The following is a 21,471-nucleotide window of genomic DNA, read 5'->3' on the forward strand; positions in this document are numbered from 1 at the left end:
CGAAATAAAGTATAAAATTGGTTAAAAATCCTTAATGGATCTTAATTCTAAAAGGGCATACCGATAGCTTGTAAGTTTTCCTTCTTTTTTCCTTTTATCTCAACTACTTTATTGGAAAAACCAATTTGACCTTTGTACCTTCCCCTTCCTCCGATTCTATCGAAACGTGCCCGTTGTGTAGACGCATAATCTGGCGTGTGAGGCTCAAGCCAATACCGGATCCTTCCTCCTTGGTAGTAAAAAATGGGATAAATATATTTTTCATATCCTCGGCAGAAATTCCACAACCATTATCAGTAATACTGATTTCGACACAAGCCTCATGTTTTCCCTCTGCTTTCAAGTGTATTTCTCCTTTGCCGTAAATGGCCTGACGAGCATTCTTCACCAGATTAATTAAAACCTGTTTCACAAGAGCCTCATCGGCATAGAAATGTAAGTCTTTTGGACGAATACTGAAATGATATTGTACTTGCTCGTTGGAATACATGTGCAACAAATCTTGCAGATGGACAAACAGTTGAGATACAACAATGGCTTGCCGATTAGGCTTTGGTATTCTCGAGAGTTCACGATAAGCCTCTACAAAATACATGAGTCCCTGCCCTTGCTCCTTTATCACCTGAAGTCCGTTGCGTGTTTTTGTAAGAACCGATTCGGTAAGAACAGTTCCCACTTCTATTTGCTGATAGTTGTTCTCTAATTTTTCCGACAAACAGGTTAGCGGAGAAACTGAGTTCATAATTTCATGGGTAAGCACATTAATCAACTTCTGCCAGGATTCCAACTCCTGCGCATCCATCTCATTTTTAATATCCGTAAAGGATAACAGCTTTAATTCCTTGTTTTCCTGTTTAATAGTAGTGCAAGAAATTAGCAGATATCTACTTAAGTTCTTTACATTTAAATGAAAGACACGGGTATCTCCAGCCTTCATTTTCTCAAACAGATCAAACAAGTCTGCATCGTTTTTTTGCAAAGCCTTAATGTTATAAAGATTATGCACATCCAATAGTTCACGCCCCTTATGGTTTATGCACTCCACTACCCCATTCTCATTAAAGGAAAGCAAGCCTACTGCTGCATGCTCAATAATGGCATCACTTATCATCTCAGTTTTCTGTGCTTTTAAGCGTAAATCTCTAATGGTATGGTTCACCTCCTGCATTCCCTTGCGCAACTCATCAAAGGATTTACCAGATATATTTTTAGGAAAACTTAATGCTGAATCCTCATTCTTAACCGATAGAAAAAATTGCGATAACAAACGATTGGTTGTATTCAAATAATGAATCAAATGATAACTTAACCAAAGAATGAGCATTAACACCAATAAAGCCATATAAGGATAAGCCGTAGCCCAAAAGATCCATCCCATAAGAAAACTCAACAACAGAATACTACTGAGGCGAATTAGAACCTGAATAAAAAGGCTTTTATAAATCATACTTCCTGATTTTGTGATAAAGAGTTGGGCGGGTAACGCCAAGCTCTCGAGCCATATGTGTTAGATTTCCTTCGTGACGTTCCATAGCAGTAAGAATCATTTGTTTTTCCATATCCACAAAGCTTTGAGGTGGCAAATTGCTTGCTCTGACTCCATTCTGCTTTAATAGAAAATCTTCACATGTAATTTTATCTCCTTCCGAGAGTATTACCGCCTTTTCGACAGCGTGTTGCAACTCGCGAACATTTCCCGGCCATGGGTAATTCTGCAGCTTATCAATAGCCTCATCAGTATAAGTCAACCTTCTTTTATCGTATTTCGTTGCATATTTCATTAGGAAATACTCTGCCAACAGTGCAACATCGCTAACGCGATCACGCAAAGAAGGTACCTCTATTTGAATGGTGTTGATGCGATAAAGTAAATCTTCACGAAATGTTCCTTCGGCAACCATTTCCTGAAGGTTTTTATTGGTAGCACATACCAAACGAATATCAATGCTCCTGGTTTGATGATCGCCAAGGCGAATTACCTGCCTATTTTGTAGTACGGACAACAATTTGGCCTGCATGGCCAATGATAGGTTTCCAATCTCATCCAGAAAGATGGTACCACCCGAAGCCAACTCAAACCTTCCCTGCCTGTCTTCCTTGGCATCGGTAAAGGCTCCTTTTGCATGACCAAACAATTCACTTTCGAAAAGCGATTCGCTCATGGCTCCCATATCAACCGAAACCATAGGTTTCATGCTTCTTTGGGATTGCTGATGTATTTCTCGTGCAATCAACTCCTTTCCTGTACCATGCTCACCCAAAACCAAAACATTTGCATCGGTAACCGCTACTTTTTGCATCAGCTTTCGCAGATTCATCATCGCAGTTGATCGACCAATCATTTCGGACTTGTTCTGATTCAACTCTCGGGTTAAGTCTTGTTTATCGGTTTCCAGCTTTTGTATCTTCTTTTTCGATAGTCTCAAGCTTAAAGCCGATTTCAAAGTAGAGATCAACTTGTTGTTGTCCCATGGCTTCAACACAAAATCAGTGGCTCCCTTTTTAACGGCTTTTACTGCCAATTCTACATCTCCGTAGGCGGTTAGTAATACAACTGCCAATTCAGGATCATATTTTAGGATTTCATTCATCCAAAACAAGCCTTCGTTTCCTGTATTCACCCCTGCAGAAAAGTTCATATCCAAAAGAACAATGTCATAAGAATTCACCTGCAACTCGCGAAGTAAACTTTTGGGATTTGAAAGTACATTAACCGTATCGAACTCATCTTGTAATAACATTTGAAGAGAAATTCTTACGCGTTTATGATCGTCTACAATTAAAATATTTCCCATTGACATATTTTCTCGGATTAGGTCTTCCAAATGTAGAGAAATGGAATCAACAACTCAACAGAATGTAAAGAAACTATACAGTAAGAATAAAGAATTTTTACAACTAGAATATCCTACTCAAACCACTATTATAACACAACTACCTCTAAACACAGCAATTAGAATCAATGGCACAACTATAGTAATACTGTTACAGTATGAAGAACTACTATTCTTTTATGCATGACAATAATAATTATATAACTTACGAATCTTTAATAAAACAAAATGATCAAAATAGAAAACCTAAGCAAAGTATTTCGAACCGAAGAGGTTGAAACCACTGCCTTAAATAAAGTTAACCTGGAAATAAAAGAAGGAGAATTTGTAGCCATTATGGGCCCTTCGGGTTGTGGAAAATCTACCCTATTAAATATTCTAGGCATGTTAGATAGTCCTACCAGTGGCAAGTATCATTTCTACAATAATGAGGTTAGTAAACTTAAAGAAAAGCAGCGCAATAAATTTCGCAAAGGGAATATCAATTTTGTTTTTCAATCATTCAACTTGATTGATGAATTAAGTGTATACAAAAATGTAGAATTGCCATTAAAGTATTTACGATACGATTTTGGCAAGAAGAAAAAGCGTGTTCTGGAAATGCTTGACAGGATGAAGATAGGCCATAGAAAAAACCATTATCCGCAACAATTATCGGGTGGACAACAGCAAAGAGTTGCCATTGCACGTGCCATAGCACCCAACCCAAAACTTTTACTTGCCGATGAGCCAACAGGTAATTTGGATTCAAAAACCGGCCTTGAAGTAATGAATTTATTAAGTGAGTTGAACGCAGAAGGCACCACCATTGTAATGGTAACTCACTCGGAGCGAGATGCTGAGTTCGCACATCGCGTAATCAGATTATTTGATGGTGAAGTTACTATAGAAAATACAAAGAAAGAGTTTGCACAAATTGAATATTAATAAGGAAGCTATGAATATTTTGTCAAGAAAAAACAAATGGGCTGCAATTAATATCATTGGAATTGCAATTGCTTTTGCTAGTGTATTTTTTGCTTCATCCTATATAAAACATGAGTTGTCGTTCGATAAGTTTCATACAAAAGCAGATCAGGTTTACCGCCTTAACATAGACAAGCCTGGTAAAGTTGGCTTTATGCAAACTACTGACAATGTAAACACTGCTAGTTTAAATGCCCATTACATAAAGGACTTATACGATAAATTCCCTGGAATAGAGCAGATAGTTTTAATGGTAAAACCGTTCAATTATACCCTAAAAATAAAAGATCAGATATATTCATTGGAAAATGCATACTACACCGATCATTCCTTCTTTACATTGTTTGATTTTAAACTGATACAAGGCAATAAGGAAGGTCTATTTCAACAACTATATGAAGTCGTAATCAGCAAAGAATCTGCATTAAAATATTTTGGCAGCACTGATGTAATAGGAAAAGAATTAACTCTTAAAGGAGAATTTGATAGTAATGGAGGAACAATTTATACAGTTAAAGGTGTATTTGATGAATTTCCATCCAATTCGCACATGAAACCAGATGTATTGCTCTCAAGCAATCTGGAAACACTCCGCAATCCCTATGGACATGCCTTCACATACTTGTTATTACACCCTGATGTAAAACCAGATCAATTGGAGGTTTCTTTAAATAAACATTGGAAAGAAAATGTTGCTGAAGCAGAGGTATCTCCGACTTTTAAATTAATGAATCTTCGGGAAATTCATCTAAAAAGTCATAAAAAGGATGAGCTAGGATCAAATGGTACCATAAAAACCATTTGGGTAATAATGTCAGGTGCTATTATAATTCTTTTAATTGCAATGATTAACTATTTTAATCTGAACACAGTTCAATTGGATAGTGACTTAAACAATCTCAAAATTAAAATTATCAACGGTGCAAACCTGTTAGATCTTTCCCTTTCGCAAATGAAGAAATCATCCATCCAGATTTCACTATCCATTATCATAGGAACCATACTCACTTTTATCTTTGATCGCTTTATAGAGTTTAACTTTATGATTAAAAATGAAGGAGTATTGTTTATTTTTCTTGTTTTGTTCTTTATTGTTTTGTTTGGAGCAATTTCACTGCTTCCTCTACAAACCAAGAAGATTTCTTCAAATTTAAGCAATCAGAAAGAAGAAGGTTCTAAAAAATTCATCATCTCTTTGGTTTGCCAATTCACGCTATCCATCGTAGCTTTGGTTTTGACCATTGTTTTACATCAACAAATTTCAAAGATCCAGAATTTTCACCCTGGAAAAGATAAAGAATCCATTATTACAATTACTGAATTCCCTTATGCAGCCATCAGTAAATTTGATCTTTTCAAAGAGAAAGCTTTAAAGTATCCTGAAATACAAATAATTTCATCAACCATGATGCCTCCGGGTACAACCCCTGATTTTGTTTACCCATTTGAAATGGAAGGAATGGATAAAAGTGAAAACAATACCATCTCAATTAATTCTATCGATCATGAGTTTTTTAAGTTGTTTGATATTAAAGCATTGGCGGGCGATTTAAATCTAAAAAGCGGATCAAGCTACATGTGGGAAAGTGCGGCCATTTCACCCAATGAAGAATCTGCTACCAAAAACATCAATAATCTTGATCCATCCTATCGTAATTTTAAGGAACAATACATTTTAAATGAATCCGCCTCCAAAAAACTGGGGTTTAAAAATCCTCAAGATGCGATAGGGAAACAATTCAAGTACAATTTCATATCTCCAACCTATTTTAAACAAGGTGAGATTGTTGCCGTAATCAAGGACTTGCATTATGCAGACATGTTCTCAGAAGAAAAAGCTGAAGTTATCGGTCTAAAACGAATTTTCAACAGTACTTTTCTAGTAAAAATTGACAAAAACAACACCTCTAAGGCGCTTCAGAATTTGCAAGAAACATGGAGTCAATTGTTTCCAGATCAACCCATGAAATATGAATTTCTGAGTGATAGTTATTTCAAAATTTACCGAAACCAGTACAATGAAATGAAAGCATTGACCTTGTTTGCCATTCTTTCCATCCTATTATCAATACTTGGAATGTATGCTTTGTCTTCCTACAGTATTCAACACAAAACAAAAGAAATAGGAATTCGAAAAGCCAATGGAGCAAGTTCCTTGGAAATTATGCTGCAACTAATCTCCGAATATGTTATATGGGTGGCTTTGGCTTTCGTTATTGCATCCCCAATTGCTTTTTATGCTGCCGATGATTGGTTAAAAAGTTTTGCTTATCGAATTGATCTAAGCTGGTGGATATTTGCCTTAGCTGGTGTAATTGCTATCATTATTGCAATCATCACCGTTAGCTGGCAAACCTACAATGCCGCCAGGAAAGATCCTGTTTATGCATTGAAATATGAATAGCCAAACAATACAAACTTGATTATATTACAAAAGACTGTATCCAAACAAGGTGCAGTCTTTTTTCGTTTTCTAACTCATTATAAGATGTGAGATAAGCGCAGCCTAATCATCATTCAAGACATAGCAGGCTACATCTTTCACCTTCCTTATAAGAGTCTTTAGCGTTTCAAGCACTTGATCCGTATCGTATCAAGCCTATGAAACACACCGTATGAAGTACTTGATCCGGTTCGTATCAAGCCTATGAAACGCATCGTATCAAGTGCTTGAAACGGTATAACCCCTTAGAAGTATTGTTCGAATTGCATTAGGCTAATGTCCACATAATACCGAAACAACAAGGGTGATAACAATTTAGCTATCATTTAGACTATACACCTACTAAAATTCAAAAAGTGCTACCCCATTCGGAATAGCACTTTTAGTTTGTGTGTTAAAAATATATTAGAAAGAACTTTATCCTAACTTTCTCTTCGGCTTTTGTTCTTGAAGCATCTTAATTGTTTTCAGGTCAAGCTTGGATTCTTTCTCTTCTGGCTGAGTGATATCACCAGTAGCCTGTTCGGAATCACCTGCCAAGCTGTACAATCCACGAAGTAACATTTTATATTTCTCTTCTAATGGAATTGCAGCATAAGCAGCTTTCTTCTCCTCAATGATTCTTTGCTTTTCATTCTCTTCTGCAGCTACTTTTTCGTAGTAGGCATCCGCTTTTCTGTTTTTCAGGAATGGAGTCGCTACAGTTGGGAACAATTCCAACAGCAACATTTCTTTCTCATTTTCGGCAAGCTTCACACCGCCAAACTCATCCAATACCGGATTCTCTGGAGCCTGATACTTGTTTACATCATAATCAGTAGCTTCCATCTGTCCACAGATTTTCATTCTGAATTCAGGATCGATATCAATTGGCGTTTCGCCATACTCTCCTTTTACCAGATTAAAAAATTGGTTATTTACGTTTGTATATGGAGCTTTACCGCTATTCACATCCAATACGTAGTTTACTGCCTGTACACCCACAATTTGTGAAGATGGGGTTACCAACGGAGGACAACCTGCTGCCACACGAACCTCTGGAACTTTCTCCAATACGGTTGGCAATAAATCTTCCAAACCTAGTGCTTTTAACTGAGCCAGCATGTTGGTATACATACCTCCTGGAATCTCAGCAGCTTTCACCTTCTCGTTTGGTTCAGGGAAGTTAAAATACTTCTCGATTGCGTGACAGGTTGCCAACAACTCTTCTTCTTTATCGGCTTTAGCCAATTCAATTGCTCTATCGAATAATGCATCAATCTCTTTAGGAAGATAATCAGCAGTAATATCAAACTCTAATGGGAACATTTTATAAGAATCGAACTCAGCAATTCTTTCACGGATTCCCTTCAATTCCTTGTTAATGGCAACAACAGAATCCAAATTCACTCCCGTATCCAAACCTAATTTATCCGCGAAAAGCTGAATAATTTCGAATGATGGAGCAGCAGGACCTCCTGCAAAGTTCAGCATACAGGTATCCACCACATCTACACCATTTACAATGGCCATTAACACAGCTCCCAAACCATAACCTGGAGTACAGTGCGTATGGAAATCAATCGGAACTTTAAGTTCTTGTTTCAATCGCTTCACAATCTTACCCGATAATGATGGAGGAATCAATCCTGCCATATCCTTCACAGTAATCATATCAGCACCAAGCGATTCCATTTGCTTGGCCTTGTTCACGAAATAATCTACATCGAAAATCTTTTTAGGTAATTTCTTACCAGATAAAAGCGCATTCCATCTTTGTTTTCTGGTGAATTTTGGATCTACCGTATAACAAACCGCACAGTCGGCAATCCCTCCTGCCTCTTTCATATACTTGATGGTAGTTTCCATGTTCTTCACATCATTCAGACAGTCGAAGATACGCATGATACCTAATCCTGATTTCACAGCATTTTTGTTGAAACCTTCGATTACCGACTCTGGATAAGGCGAGTAACCAAACAAGTTTCTACCACGTGATAATGCAGTTAGGTGTGAAACATCACCAATCACTTCTTTAATCGATTCCAATCGATGCCATGGATCTTCGTTCAGGTAACGCATTACCGAATCGGGAATTGCACCGCCCCAAACCTCTAATGCGTAGAAGTTTGCATCTTTATAGAAAGGCAGAACCTTTTCAATTTCGTGTTGTGGCACACGAGTTGCGAACAGCGATTGCTGACCATCACGTAAAGTTAAGTCACGAATCTTCAGTTTTCGAGTTCTTTTGATTGCAGCTCTTTCCGCAGCAATTTTCTTACGATTTTCTACTCTTTTGGTTTCGAATTCAGCCTTACGCTTTCCTTCTAAATATCCTTTTGCTACCAATGGGAACAGTTCCAAAAGCATGTATTCTTTATCGTCTACAGCTAACTTTACATTTCCGTATTGTGGCAGATTTGGATTTTCCGGTGCCTGGTAATTGCTCACATCATAATCTTCTCTTTCTGGCTTACCAGTGATTTTCTCACGGAATTCAGGAGCAATTTCAATTGGAGTAGTACCGTACTCTCCTTTTACCAAGCTAAAAAACTGGTTGGATACATTTGTATAGAACGGACGACCTGAGTTTTCATCGATAACACAATTTACCGCCTGTACCCCTACAATTTGTGAAGAAGGGGTTACCAATGGCGGACAACCTGCATCCAAACGAACCACTGGCACCACTTCCAACACTCTCTCAAGCAGGGTTTCCAAACCTAAAGCCTTCAACTGGTTTAGCATGTTTGTGTACATACCACCAGGAATTTCCGCCTTCTTAACCATTTCGTTAGGAGCCGGGAAATTAAAATATTTTTCAATTGCATGACAAGCATCCAGCAACTCAGCCTCTTTGTCAGCTTTAGCGTATTCTATTGCCTCATCAAATAATTTATCGATTTCAGCAGGAAGCTTATCTTTCGTAATATCAAATTCAATCGGGAATTGCTTGTAGCTATCCACTTCAGCCAAAGCATTCGCACGAATCTCTTTCAAAATTTTGTTGATTTCAACCACTACCTCAGGATTTCCATCCAATTCAATGCCCAACTTCTGACAGAACAGGTAAATCAACTCATATGCAGGAGCTGCGGATCCACCCGCAAAGTTCATGATATTGGTATCGATAATATCCACACCATTAATAATGGCAGTTAAAGCCGAAGCCAAACCATAGCCAGGTGTTGAGTGTGAGTGAAAATCAACAGGAATACTTAACTCTTCTTTAAATCGACGAATAATTTGACCTGCACGAGAAGGTGAAGCCAAACCAGCCATATCCTTCAAGGAAATCATATCAGCTCCCAGAGCTTCCAATTTCTTAGCCAGATTCACAAAGTAATCCAAGTCGAAAATCTGATCAGGAAGGTTCTTTACACTTAGTCGCTTGCGGTCTTCTTCTTTCTCAGGAAACTTAGAATCTACAGTATAGCACACTGCACAATCGGCCATACCACCAGCGGCTTTCACATACTTAATGGTCGACTTCATATTCTCGATATCGTTCAAACAATCGAAAATACGCATAATACCTAAACCTGATTTTACAGCTTGTGTATTAAACTTTTCAATTACCGATTCAGGATAAGGGCTATATCCGAAAAGATTACGTCCACGAGATAAGGCTGTAAGTTTGGAAACATCTCCAATCTCTTTTTTAATGGACTCTAAGCGATACCAAGGATCCTCATTCAAATAACGCATCACGGAATCAGGAACTGCTCCACCCCATACTTCCATCGCATAAAAGTTTGCCTTCTTATACAAGTGCAAAACTTTTTCTATCTCTGCCTGTGGCATTCTGGTCGCAAAAAGAGATTGCTGACCATCTCTTAACGTTAGATCTCTAACCAATAATTTCCTCTTGTTCATACCCTGACTTATTGAATTTTTATATCAAATTAACTCGAGAGAGAGTTATTTACTAATCTCAAAATCCATGATTTCTTGATCTCTGCATCAAAAATAAAAACTAATCTTAAATAGGGAAATTTTTCTCTATTGCATAGGGTATGTTCTACAATATCAGATTTTATGGGTGTAAACACTCATGTTTAATACGGATAATTTTCCTTAATAATATCAGCGAAAATTCGAAATCGATAACGAAAATTACAATCTTGACTTTTCACTTTTGATAAAACTCAATAAAAATGCATTTCACAGGAAATTCAAGCACTAGACATATCCATTTAACTACTTACATTTACTGTTAATTAAATTAGGTAGAAAAACACCCACTCTCATTTTATGAGTTTTAACAAACATGCTCTACAACATGAATAATCTTTGAATTTGAATTAAAAACAAGAATTACATCCAGTTCAAACCAAGCATGGCATTTTTAAATTTCGGTCAATCTTCTCTTTTCAATATTGTCACGGTAAATTCATAAAAAGTTGCTTACTTTTACGCTGTTAATTATCAATCCATGATTCTATTATAGCTTGGAATCAATTAAAAATATACCTCGTGAGTATTATTGGACAATATGCAGAATTAAAAGTTGCCAAATTGGTTGACTTTGGAGTGTTTTTAGAGGGTGAAGATGAAGCTTTGATCTTGCTACCGAATCAATATGTTCCGCCAAAAACACAACTTGACGACAAAATTAAAGTATTTATATATAGAGATTCGGAAGACCGAATTATAGCCACTACTCTAAAACCAAAAGCAATTGTTGGGGAGTTTGCTGTTCTTAAAGTAAAATCGGTAACCAATGTAGGCGCATTTTTAGATTGGGGTTTGGCTAAAGATTTGCTTGTTCCGTTTAGCGAACAAAGGGATAAAATGCAAGTAGATCTTTCATACCTGGTATACATCTATTTGGATAATGCTACAGGAAGAATTGTGGCTACAGCTAAAATCGAAAGAATTCTACGAGACAATGAAGTCCCCTACAATGAAGGAGATGAAGTAGACATTTTAGTTGGAAAGAGAAGTGAATTGGGTTTTCAGGTATTGATTAATGATGATGCCTTAGGTATGATATACAAGAACGAAGTTTTTGGGCACCTAAAAATCGGAGATAAAAGAAAAGCATACATAAAAAAAGTACGTCGTGATGGAAAAATTGACGTTAGCCTTCAACAACAAGGATATGTTAACGAGGTTCCAAAATCAGGACAGCAAATACTTGATTTATTAAAAGAAGAAGAAGGATTCCTTCCTTTGAATGATAAAAGCTCACCTGAAGACATTTATTATACTCTTAAAATGAGTAAGAAAAACTTTAAGAAAGCAATTGGTCTTCTTTACAAACAAAAATTAATTACCATTGAGGATACTGGAATTTATTTGGTTCAGTAATGGGTTATCCAAAATATTCAACTAACCAACACAAATACTTAAACATGAACAGATTTTTAAATTATTACTTATTCGGACTTTGCGTTCTTATAATGGGTAGTGCAAATGCACAAGACAAATCGGATTGGCAAAATGGAGTGCCAGAAGGATGTACAACAATAACTGTAGGAAAACTGGCTACAATTGACGGATCAGTTATCACTTCACACACTGATGACAGTCACAGAACACGTGCATGGATGGATGTTACACCTTCTAAGAAACACAATAAAGGCAGCAAGTTCTCCTTATATGAAAGATCAGCTTACGACAGCCTTAGCATGCCCACTTATCAGCATGTGAAAATTGGAGAAATTGATCAGGTTGCTAATACATTCCAGTACGTAAATACAGCTTACCCTTGTATGAACGAAAAGCAGCTGGCCATTGGGGAATCTACCTTTGGAGGTCGTGAAGAATTGTTCTCGAAAGAGTGTTTAATCGATTGTCAACGCTTACAACAATTGATGCTAGAGAGATGTACAACTGCAAGAGAAGCAATTCAATTGGCTGATGAACTTTTAATGAAATATGGTTGGAGAGATTTTGGAGAATGTTTGACCATTGCTGATAAAAAAGAAGTTTGGCATTTTGAAGTTGTTGGTCCTGGAAAAGGAAAAGTTGGTGCGGTTTGGGTTGCCCAGCGTGTTCCAGACAATCACATTTCGGTTAATGCAAATGCAAGTACCATTAAAGAAATCAACCTAAAAGATAAAGAGCACTTTATGGCATCGAAAAACATTTATTCGGTTGCCAAAGAAAATGGCTGGTGGAAAGAAGGTGAAGTTTTTAAGTGGAACTACGCTTATGCTCCTAAAAGCAGACTATCATTGGCTTCTCGCAGAAGAGAGTGGAGAGTTCTTTCAATGGCTGCTCCTTCTTTAAAACTAGATGCCAACGATAAAGATTATCCATTCTCGGTTCAACCTGATGAAAAAATCACAATGGACAAGTTGGTTGAAATCTTTAAAGATTACTATGAGGGAACTCCATATAACTTCGTTAAAAACATTAAACAAGCAGATAAGGATGGTAAAGAAGAACTTTCTCCATTTGCGAATCCTTTTATGCCTTATGATATGAACCGTTTGTTCAGAGTTAACGGTGGTTGGGGCGAACTTGGAGAAAGAACTATTGCTCGTTGGTACACCATGTATGCTACTATTATTCAGTGTAGAGATTGGTTACCTGATGAAGTAGGTGGAATTGTTTGGCTGGCACAAGACAATGTTGCAACATCCATTTATATCCCAGTTTATGCTGGAACTACCGATTTGGCCGAATCCTACAAAGTAAAAGCACGTAGAACTGGTTACACTCGTAAATCTGCATGGTGGGCATTCAATCGCTTAGGTACCTTAACCGCACAACGTTGGGGAGATATGCGACATGATGTGGATGCTGTTTTTGTTCCTTTGCAGAAACAATATTTCGACGAACAAGCTGCCATCGATCAAGAGGCATCTAAAATGAGCCAGAAGAAACGCACAGAATTGTTAACCAAGAGAACTATTCAATTGGGCAACGAAGTGGTAGAGAAAGCTTGGGAAATTGGTGATGGACTTTGGACCAAATATGATGAAAAATTTTAAGTTTCCCCATCATTAAAAAGAACAAAGGCCTTGATAGTAATCTATCAAGGCCTTTGCTTTTAAATTATTTTATTGTATTCACTTATGAAGAAGGAGACAATTATGGGTTTGCTGATACACCGAAAACTGAAGATCTGCAACTATCAACCAACACGCCTTACCTTGAAGTCAATAATCCCTATCAAGGGAATTGAATTAATTCTTACGCTCCAACTCTCTTAAATTCTCCATTTTCTTTGCCGATAGATAGGAGTTGATATCTCCCAAATGTTCTTTCACTCTTTGGTTTCCAAATTCATATACCTTATCCACCAAACCATCAAGGAAATCACGATCGTGAGACACTACAATTAAAGTTCCATCAAAATCTTTCAATGCTGATTTTAGAATATCTTTGGTCTTCATATCCAAATGGTTGGTAGGCTCATCTAGAATTAATAGGTTCACTGGTTCAAGCAACAATTTAATCATTGCCAGACGAGTTTTTTCTCCTCCCGAAAGTACTTTTACCTTTTTGGTTGAATTATCGCCTCCAAACATGAAAGCTCCCAAAATATCTTTGATTTTGGTTCTGATATCACCCTTTGCAACATGATCGATGGTCTGAAATACGGTCAACTCCTCATCCATAAGAGAAGCCTGATTTTGTGCAAAGTAACCGATCATGGCATTGTGCCCCAGTGTTAGAGTTCCACCATGATCAATCTCCTGCATAATGGCTTTAACCAGAGTTGATTTCCCTTCACCATTTCTACCTACAAAAGCAACCTTCTCACCTCTTTCCAATGTAAAATTCACATTCTCAAACACCAAATGCTCATCGTAGGCTTTGCTCACCTCTTCCATAATTACCGGATAGTTTCCTGAACGAGGCGAAGGTGGAAATTTCAATCTCAAGGCAGAAGTATCTTCCTCATCCACTTCTACAATCTCAAGCTTTTCCAACATTTTAACTCGCGATTGCACCTGCAGGGTTTTAGAATAAGTTCCCTTAAATCGTTCAATAAAAGCTTTGTTCTCAGCAATCATTTTCTGTTGCTCATCGTAAGCCTTTTGTTGATGTGCTCTTCTGTCCTTTCTCAATTCCAGGTACTCCGAATAAGATGCCTTGTAATCATAAATGCGGCCCATTGTAATTTCAATGGTTCTGGATGTAATTCGATCAACAAAAGCACGGTCGTGAGAAATTACCATAACCGCTTTTCCCGAATTAATCAGAAAATCTTCCAACCATTGAATCGATTCAATATCCAGGTGGTTGGTAGGCTCATCCAAAAGAATTAAATCAGGCTTTTGCAAAAGAATCTTTGCCAATTCAATTCTCATTCTCCAACCGCCACTAAACTCACTGGTTGGACGAGTAAAATCCTCTCTTTCAAAACCTAATCCGATAAGTGTTTTTTCTACCTCCGAGTCAAAATTGGTTTCCTCAATGGAATAGAATTTCTCACTTAAAGTAGATACATCTTCAATCAGCTTGTAATAACTCTCCGATTCGAAATCGGTTCTTGAAGCCAGCTCCGTATTCATCGCCTCAATTTGCTTCTCCATTTCGAAAATGTGAGCAAAAGCCTGAGCTGTTTCTTCAAAAACAGTTCTGGTATTCGATGTCATTAAGTGCTGAGGAAGGTAAGCAATGGTCTTATCTTTTGGTGTTGAAATACGACCACGAGTTGGTGTATCAACTCCTGCAATAATTTTAAGAAGAGTAGATTTTCCTGCCCCGTTTTTTCCCATAAGAGCAATTCTATCCTTCTCATTAATTACAAATGAAATATCTTTGAACAAGCTTGTTCCGCCAAACTCAACAGCTATTGAATCTACAGTAATCATCTTTTCGGTTTAATTATAGAAACTATTTCTAGCCCGCAAAGATAATTATACCATTTACATATCAAAACATCATCAATTTGAGCATGCTCATGCTCTCGATAAGAGCACACCCCTGCTCTCTGTAGAAGCATGCTCCTGCTCAAATCAATAAACCAAAATCAAGTATTCACCTTATTTTCCATTAGTTTTTCAGCCACCCATTTGTTGGTAACACTTTTAGGACGAATGATGGGTTGTCCCAGACCTTGGGCCAGAATATTCTGTGCACAAAAACCTAAAACTCTCGAAACACCAAACAAAACAGTGTAATAATCAAACTGGTTTAGTCCATATTTATAAAGTAGTGATCCAGAAGCTGCATCCACATTTGGCCAAGGATTAGCAACCTTTCCTCCTTTGTAGGTCTTTAAAATATCAGGAACTACAAGGAACAATTTTTCTGCTATTTGGTAACAAACATCATCTGCACAATACTGCTTTCCAAAACTCATGAACTCCTTAAATCTAGGATCGGTTACCCTCAAAACTGCATGACCATAACCAGGAATTACCTTTCCTCCATCCAAAGTATCCAACACGAATTGTTTTACCTGATTTTCATCAACATCATTGCCATACTTTTCTTTTATTTCTAATATGAATCTTAAGCATTCCTGATTGGCCAAGCCATGTAATGGTCCTGCCAAGCCATTTAAACCAGCGGAAATCGCATAGTATAAATCAGAGAGTGCCGAATTCACAACTCTTGACGTAAAAGCACTCACATTACCACCTTCATGATCGCAATGCAAAACCAAATAGAGTCTCATCAAATTCGCAAACTCTTTACCCGAATCCGGTAGACCTAGCATCAATGCCAAATTCGCAGCCCAATCCAATTCTGGATTTCGTTCAATCAGTTTTCCATCGCAAAACCTAATTCTATAAATTCCTGCTGCCAATTCGGGTAATTTGGCAATTACATTTAAAGCATCCTCTAAAGTAAATTTCCAATAATCTGACTTAGCAATGCCTTTTAAATAGTTCTTTTTGAAAATCGATTCCTGTTCCATCGATAAAATCCCCAAACTTAGCATACTCATGGGATGAGTATCCTTAGGCAGTACTCTTAACATGTCCCAGGTATATTGAGGGACACCTGATCTTTCATTCAATTCCTTTCGAAATTCCGATAAAAAATCTGGTCCAGGTAATTTTCCTGTACACAACAAAAAGAATATCTCTTCAGGAAACTTATCGGCAAGTTCCTCAACCGTATATTTACCAATATGAAGACCTGAGTAAGGATCAACAAAGGAAGTATTGCAAACCAATGCTGTTAATCCTCTCATTCCACCATACACTTGTCCTACCGTAACTTCGGAAAGTACAGTATCTCTTCCTCCTGCAAAAATCTGATCTATTTCATCCTTTAATTGAGTGAGGTTATTCTTAATTTCATTTCTTAAAATGGACATATCCAACAACTTTAAACCGTAACAAAATCCAAAACAGAAGTATGCATTACTGCATTTTTAATAGATAAAGGGAGTCTCTTTAATTTACGAAAAATCAGACAGATTCGCTATTAAATAGCTCACTTGCTTGTCATCAAATAGGATATATCTACCAAAAATAAATCTCGGTAAGTTTACTCTTTTACCATTTTAATAAGTGATTTTCAATTCAAGTAAATCGGATTATAAATCCTATACTGCAAACTTATGAATTACAAATTCACAGGAACCAAAGAATATAAGATGAAAAAGTATTTCTCTAAAGCATTTGCTCAAACACATTGAGCAGTGTTACTCAAACACATTGAGCAGCATTACTCAAACACTTTGAGCAGCTTACTCAAACAACTTGGGAAGTACTGCTCAAGCTATTGGACCAGTATTTCCAATATAACTTGAGGAGTATAGCACAAAACTATGCATAACAAAAAAGCATCCCTAATTGGGATGCTTTTGAATACAAGCTCTGTTTGTATATATTATTTCACTGCAACAACTAAGTATTTTGAAGCTTTCCAGAATTCTTCAGGATTTAAGATTGTAATTGCTTCAATCTCTTTATCTGTTCCTTCTAGTCTGTAAGAATCACTTGGGTGTGAAGTTACCAGGCTAACTTTTTTACCTGATACTGGAATGGTTGTAGTCTTTGTAATATCAATTTCATTAAAGTTTTCTGGATTGATTTTTTGGTTCAATTTGTTTGTAGCACCAATTCCCAATAATCCGCCTTCGCTAGTAACCACTTGTTTCATTTTCAACTCCTTGATATCGCCAATCACATAGTGTGCTGTATTCAAGTCAGTAGTTTGCTCTTCAATAATTTTTGCCTTGTTTTCGTTCTCGGTGTTCAATGCTACAACAGTACCGTTCAATTCAGTTACTTGTCCATTCAAGTTTTCAACTTCAACGTTCAATTGAGCAACTTGATCAGATAATGCAGCAATTGAAGCATCTTTCTCTTCAACTTGTGATTTTAAACCGGCAACTAATTTCTTTAGTTTTGAGTTTTGGTACCAGCTGTTCTTCAACTTCTTGTCCAAGCTTTCAATTTTGGCTCTGTTTTCTTCCAACAACTCACGAACCAAGTTCAAATCATTTACCATTTGCTCTTTCTGTCCAACTGAAGGATTCTCATTGGCATTAACAGAAATGATCTGTTCTTTTTCCTTAATGATATTCAGGTTTGCTGCAATAACATCAAACGACTCAACAAACTCATCGATAGTAGAATCTTTCTCTTGTGCCATTGCAGTCAACTGCTGATTCTGCTCACGAAGTTGTTTTAATTCTTTTTGGTTACAAGCTGTAAAAAATGGTAACACTAATAATGCAAATACTAACTTTCTCATAATTCTTAATTTTTTAAACAGGTTTACATCAATTCAAATTCACAAATACTATATGAGAATACTGTGCCGTAAATATTTTTCATGCCAAAAGAAAAATTTGAAAATCACTTAAACACTGATAATATGAACCTTTAGCTATTTTTTATTTTTTGGCACATCAAAATATTGAAGATGGTATGCACAAAAATCTGTGGTAAAGATTCCACACTTTGTAGAAATGGATTCTACAAAAAAAGCCTGCACAAGGCAGGCTGGAGGGTGTACCTTCGAAAAACTCCGAAGGCAATCGATTATCTTTTAATTCTTATTCCATATTAAGGCAGCAGCTCCCAATACGGCAGCATTATCCTTAATTCCTGAAGGCAGAACTTGAATTTTTCCTTTATATATAGGCATTAAATTATTCTCTAGAGTTTCTCTTACTGGTTCAAACAAGATATCTCCAGCTTTGGCAAGACCACCAAATAAGAAGATTGCTTTTGGACTGGTAACCGCTACCACATTCGCCAAAACCTCACCCAGCATTTGAGCAGTATATGCAAAAGTTTCGTTTGCTACAAGATCACCTCTACCGGCTGATTCAGCAACCATTTTGGCAGTTAATTCACTAAAAGGAATATCTCTAAGCTCACTATCCCCTAAATGTCTTGCTAATAATTTGTAAACAGTTCGTTTTACGCCTGTAGCCGAAACATAGGTTTCCAAGCACCCCTTTCTTCCGCATCCACACTCACGTCCACTCTTGCGAACAATCATATGACCAACTTCTCCTGCGAAACCATCATGTCCGTATAGCAAATCTCCATTTACCACAATACCACTTCCCAATCCGGTACCAAGTGTTATTACCATGAAGTTGTTCATGTCTTTTGCTGCACCAAATACTTTTTCGCCCATTGCGGCAGCATTGGCATCATTGGTAATCATTACCGGAACATTCAATCGTTCTTTAACCAATTCAACCAAAGGAACACTTCCCTTCCACTTTAAATTTGGAGCATTTTCAATCGTACCTGTATAATAGCTTGCATTAGGAGCACCAATTCCAACCCCAATAATATTTAAAACTCCCTCGTACTCCTTCAACTTTATCTGAACAAGCTCAAATAAATCATCAAGGTATTTATGAATATCATCATGCTTTTGTGTTGGTATACTACCTGAAACCAGACAATTCCCTTCACTATCAATACAACCAAAAACAGTATTGGTTCCTCCTATATCTATACCTAAAGCAACTTCCTTCATTTCAATACTCCTCTTCTATTAATAAATATCCTAATGTTTGTGTCCTTTTAACGCGTAATATAAAATATAAGCATAGCACAAAATTGCTACTACAAAAGAATTAGCTAGACCAAAGCTATCAGCCAACATACCCATAATCATTGGAACAACTGCTCCACCTACTATAGCAAGACACAAAATCCCTGATCCCTGACTGGTATGTTTTCCTAGTCCGTCAATTGCTAGGGTAAATATGGTTGGGAACATGATTGAGTTAAATAATCCAACCAATACAATACTCCATAGTGCAACATATCCACTTGTCATCATACTAATTAAAATTAAAGCAACAACCATAACTGAATTAAATGCCAACACTTTGGCTGCTGATATTTTTTGCATTACTGCTGAACCAATAAATCGGCCCACCATGGCACCTCCCCAAAATACGGAAACATATGTTGCTGCTTCGGCTTCACCAAATAAATGTAAGCCCTCATCACCAAAGTACATCACCAAAGCACTACCGATTGCAACCTCGGCTCCAACATATGTGAATATTCCTATTGCTCCCAGAACCAAATGGCGAAACTTCCAAGCTGATCCTTCAGCTTTTTCTTCTTCCGCATCCTGAATTCTAGGAAGCTTTACAAATGCAAAAATTACTGCAATTAAGACTAAAGCCAATGCCAAGCCTGCATAAGGCATCTGAACTGCTTCGGCCTTTCCAACATTGTCGGTTGCAGTGTTATCAAGAATTAGCCATGCACCAAAAATTGGAGCTACAGTTGTTCCCAGCGAGTTAAATCCCTGAGTAAGATTCAATCTACTTGATGCAGTTTCAGGCGTACCCAATTCTGCTACATACGGATTTGCAGCTACCTGCAATACAACAATTCCTGATGCTAGAACAAATAATGCAAACAAAAAGAATCCGTAGGATAAGAAATTGGCCGCAGGGAAAAACATTGCTGCACCAATACCTGCTATTGTTAATCCTGTTACAATTCCCATTTTGTAGCCAATCTTTCCAATGATCCAACCTGCTGGTAACGACATTAAAAAATAGGCACCAAAAAATGTAAATTGTACAAGCATTGCCTGCGTAATCGATAAATCAAATAATCCTTTTAGGTGAGGAATTAAAATATCGTTCATACAGGTTAAAAATCCCCACATGAAAAATAATGAAGTTAATAATGCCAATGCACCTTTATAATTCATTCCGTCTTTAGCTCCGGTACTTTCCGCGCTAATATTTGTACTTATTGATACCATATCTTATTATTTCAATCGTTTGAGTTATTGGAAGACAAATCTCTTTGATTTTCCAGTAAAGCCATTTTACTATTTTATCATTTAATTGTACTATATTTGCATTGCTACTATACTACACTACATCATAAGCTAATACATTACTATCATTGAGAAAATAAGTATCAATTGGGAATTAAACAGTCTAATTGAAACTATATTAGCAGATTTTAGAAGAAGATTTATCCACAACTGATAAAATAATACAAGTATGTCATTGGTTTTAGAAGAAATTTCGGTCAAAAGGGAACATTCATTCCGGTCAAAAATTGATGTCCTACCACACATAGAGGTACCATGGCATCACCATCCAGAATATGAGCTGATCTTTATTGAAAAAAGCCATGGAACCCTAGTGGTCGGCGATTGTATTGATCATTTCAAAGATGGTGATATGATCTTTATTGGTCCCAATACTCCCCATATCATGAAAAATGATGATTTGTTTTATAGCAAAGAATCAGAAGAAAGAGTAATAGCATGGGTGGTTCATTTCAAAGAAGATAGCTTTGGCAAAGAATTCTTTCAATTGCCTGAAATGAGAAGAATCAAAGAAATGTTGATTAACTCATTTAAGGGAATTAGAATTGAAGGAAGTACCAAATACAAAATTATTCAACATTTAAAGAATCTTCATTCTTCGGATTACTCGCAAAGGATAATTGTACTATTACAAATCTTGCAACTTATTGCCCAATCTGAAGATTTGGAATACCTGGCATCCGATAGTTTTGTTGAATCATTTAGACAAAGTAGCAATCAAAAGCTATATAAAATATACGAATACGTTAGTGAGAACTTTCAACAAAAGATTGACCTAGATGAAGCAGCAAAAGTTGCGAATATGAGTAAAACAGCCTTTTGCAGGTTTTTTAAGAGCAAAACACAAAAAACATTCTCTGAATTTCTGAATGAGATGCGTATCAATTATGCACAAAAGCTTCTTGCTGAAGGCAAGCTTACAGTAGCACAAATTGCCTATGAATGTGGATTTAACAGTCCATCTTATTTTAATAAGCAGTTTAAGGCAAATACAGGTAAAACTCCTTTGCAGAAAAAGGAAAATTCATACTAATACCCAATTAA

The 21,471-nt window shown here is 36.9% G+C and carries 13 protein-coding genes; 5 read left to right on the forward strand and 8 right to left on the reverse strand.

The window, feature by feature from the left end; genetic code table 11:
- Positions 1–103: 103 nt before the first annotated feature.
- Positions 104–1,447 (reverse strand): sensor histidine kinase, encoded by a 1,344-nt coding sequence (locus ACKPCA_RS10095; protein ID WP_321278950.1) that lies wholly within the window; start codon positions 1,445–1,447, stop codon positions 104–106.
- On the reverse strand, positions 1,437–2,795 hold the full coding sequence (locus ACKPCA_RS10100; RefSeq protein WP_321278952.1) for a sigma-54-dependent transcriptional regulator: 1,359 nt from the start codon (positions 2,793–2,795) through the stop codon (positions 1,437–1,439). Before ACKPCA_RS10100 ends, ACKPCA_RS10095 begins: the two co-directional genes overlap by 11 nt.
- Positions 2,796–3,062: 267 nt before the next feature.
- On the opposite strand from ACKPCA_RS10100, the gene ACKPCA_RS10105 reads away from it, so the two are divergent.
- Both ACKPCA_RS10105 and ACKPCA_RS10110 read left to right on the forward strand, forming a co-directional pair.
- Positions 3,063–3,761 (forward strand): ABC transporter ATP-binding protein, encoded by a 699-nt coding sequence (locus ACKPCA_RS10105; RefSeq protein WP_054719782.1) that lies wholly within the window; start codon positions 3,063–3,065, stop codon positions 3,759–3,761.
- 10 nt (positions 3,762–3,771) lie between these two features.
- Positions 3,772–6,204 carry an ABC transporter permease gene (locus ACKPCA_RS10110; protein WP_321278953.1) on the forward strand — a complete coding sequence of 811 codons (2,433 nt, stop codon included), beginning with the start codon at positions 3,772–3,774 and terminating at the stop codon, positions 6,202–6,204.
- A gap of 456 nt (positions 6,205–6,660) precedes the next feature.
- On the opposite strand, the gene ACKPCA_RS10115 is transcribed toward ACKPCA_RS10110, so the two are convergent.
- Positions 6,661–10,098, reverse strand: a complete 3,438-nt coding sequence (locus tag ACKPCA_RS10115; protein WP_321278954.1) for a hypothetical protein — start codon at positions 10,096–10,098, stop codon at positions 6,661–6,663.
- Positions 10,099–10,698: 600 nt separating this feature from the next.
- On the opposite strand from ACKPCA_RS10115, the gene ACKPCA_RS10120 reads away from it, so the two are divergent.
- Positions 10,699–11,535, forward strand: coding sequence for a CvfB family protein (locus ACKPCA_RS10120; RefSeq protein ID WP_321278955.1), 837 nt, complete (start codon positions 10,699–10,701; stop codon positions 11,533–11,535).
- A 44-nt stretch (positions 11,536–11,579) separates the two neighbouring features.
- On the forward strand, positions 11,580–13,166 hold the full coding sequence (locus ACKPCA_RS10125; RefSeq protein ID WP_321278957.1) for a dipeptidase: 1,587 nt from the start codon (positions 11,580–11,582) through the stop codon (positions 13,164–13,166).
- 195 nt (positions 13,167–13,361) lie between these two features.
- Here ACKPCA_RS10125 and ACKPCA_RS10130 read toward each other — a convergent pair whose 3' ends face one another.
- From ACKPCA_RS10130 to ACKPCA_RS10150, 5 genes are all read right to left on the reverse strand, one after another.
- Positions 13,362–14,999: an ABC-F family ATP-binding cassette domain-containing protein gene (locus ACKPCA_RS10130; RefSeq protein WP_321278959.1), complete on the reverse strand. Its 1,638-nt coding sequence runs from the start codon at positions 14,997–14,999 to the stop codon at positions 13,362–13,364.
- 158 nt (positions 15,000–15,157) lie between these two features.
- On the reverse strand, positions 15,158–16,456 hold the full coding sequence (locus ACKPCA_RS10135; protein WP_054719767.1) for a citrate (Si)-synthase: 1,299 nt from the start codon (positions 16,454–16,456) through the stop codon (positions 15,158–15,160).
- A 518-nt stretch (positions 16,457–16,974) separates the two neighbouring features.
- On the reverse strand, positions 16,975–17,844 hold the full coding sequence (locus ACKPCA_RS10140) for a Cbp1 family collagen-binding glycoprotein adhesin (RefSeq protein ID WP_321278963.1): 870 nt from the start codon (positions 17,842–17,844) through the stop codon (positions 16,975–16,977).
- Positions 17,845–18,141: 297 nt separating this feature from the next.
- Positions 18,142–19,092, reverse strand: coding sequence for an ROK family protein (locus ACKPCA_RS10145; protein WP_321278964.1), 951 nt, complete (start codon positions 19,090–19,092; stop codon positions 18,142–18,144).
- A gap of 30 nt (positions 19,093–19,122) precedes the next feature.
- Positions 19,123–20,349 carry a sugar MFS transporter gene (locus ACKPCA_RS10150; protein WP_321278966.1) on the reverse strand — a complete coding sequence of 409 codons (1,227 nt, stop codon included), beginning with the start codon at positions 20,347–20,349 and terminating at the stop codon, positions 19,123–19,125.
- A gap of 247 nt (positions 20,350–20,596) precedes the next feature.
- Between ACKPCA_RS10150 and ACKPCA_RS10155 the strand changes: the two genes are divergently transcribed.
- Entirely contained in the window at positions 20,597–21,460 is an 864-nt protein-coding gene (locus ACKPCA_RS10155) for an AraC family transcriptional regulator (RefSeq protein WP_054719755.1), read from the forward strand.
- Positions 21,461–21,471: the final 11 nt, after the last annotated feature.

It is taken from the genome of Marinifilum fragile (genome assembly GCF_963677365.1).
GTDB classification, from domain to species: domain Bacteria; phylum Bacteroidota; class Bacteroidia; order Bacteroidales; family Marinifilaceae; genus Marinifilum; species Marinifilum fragile.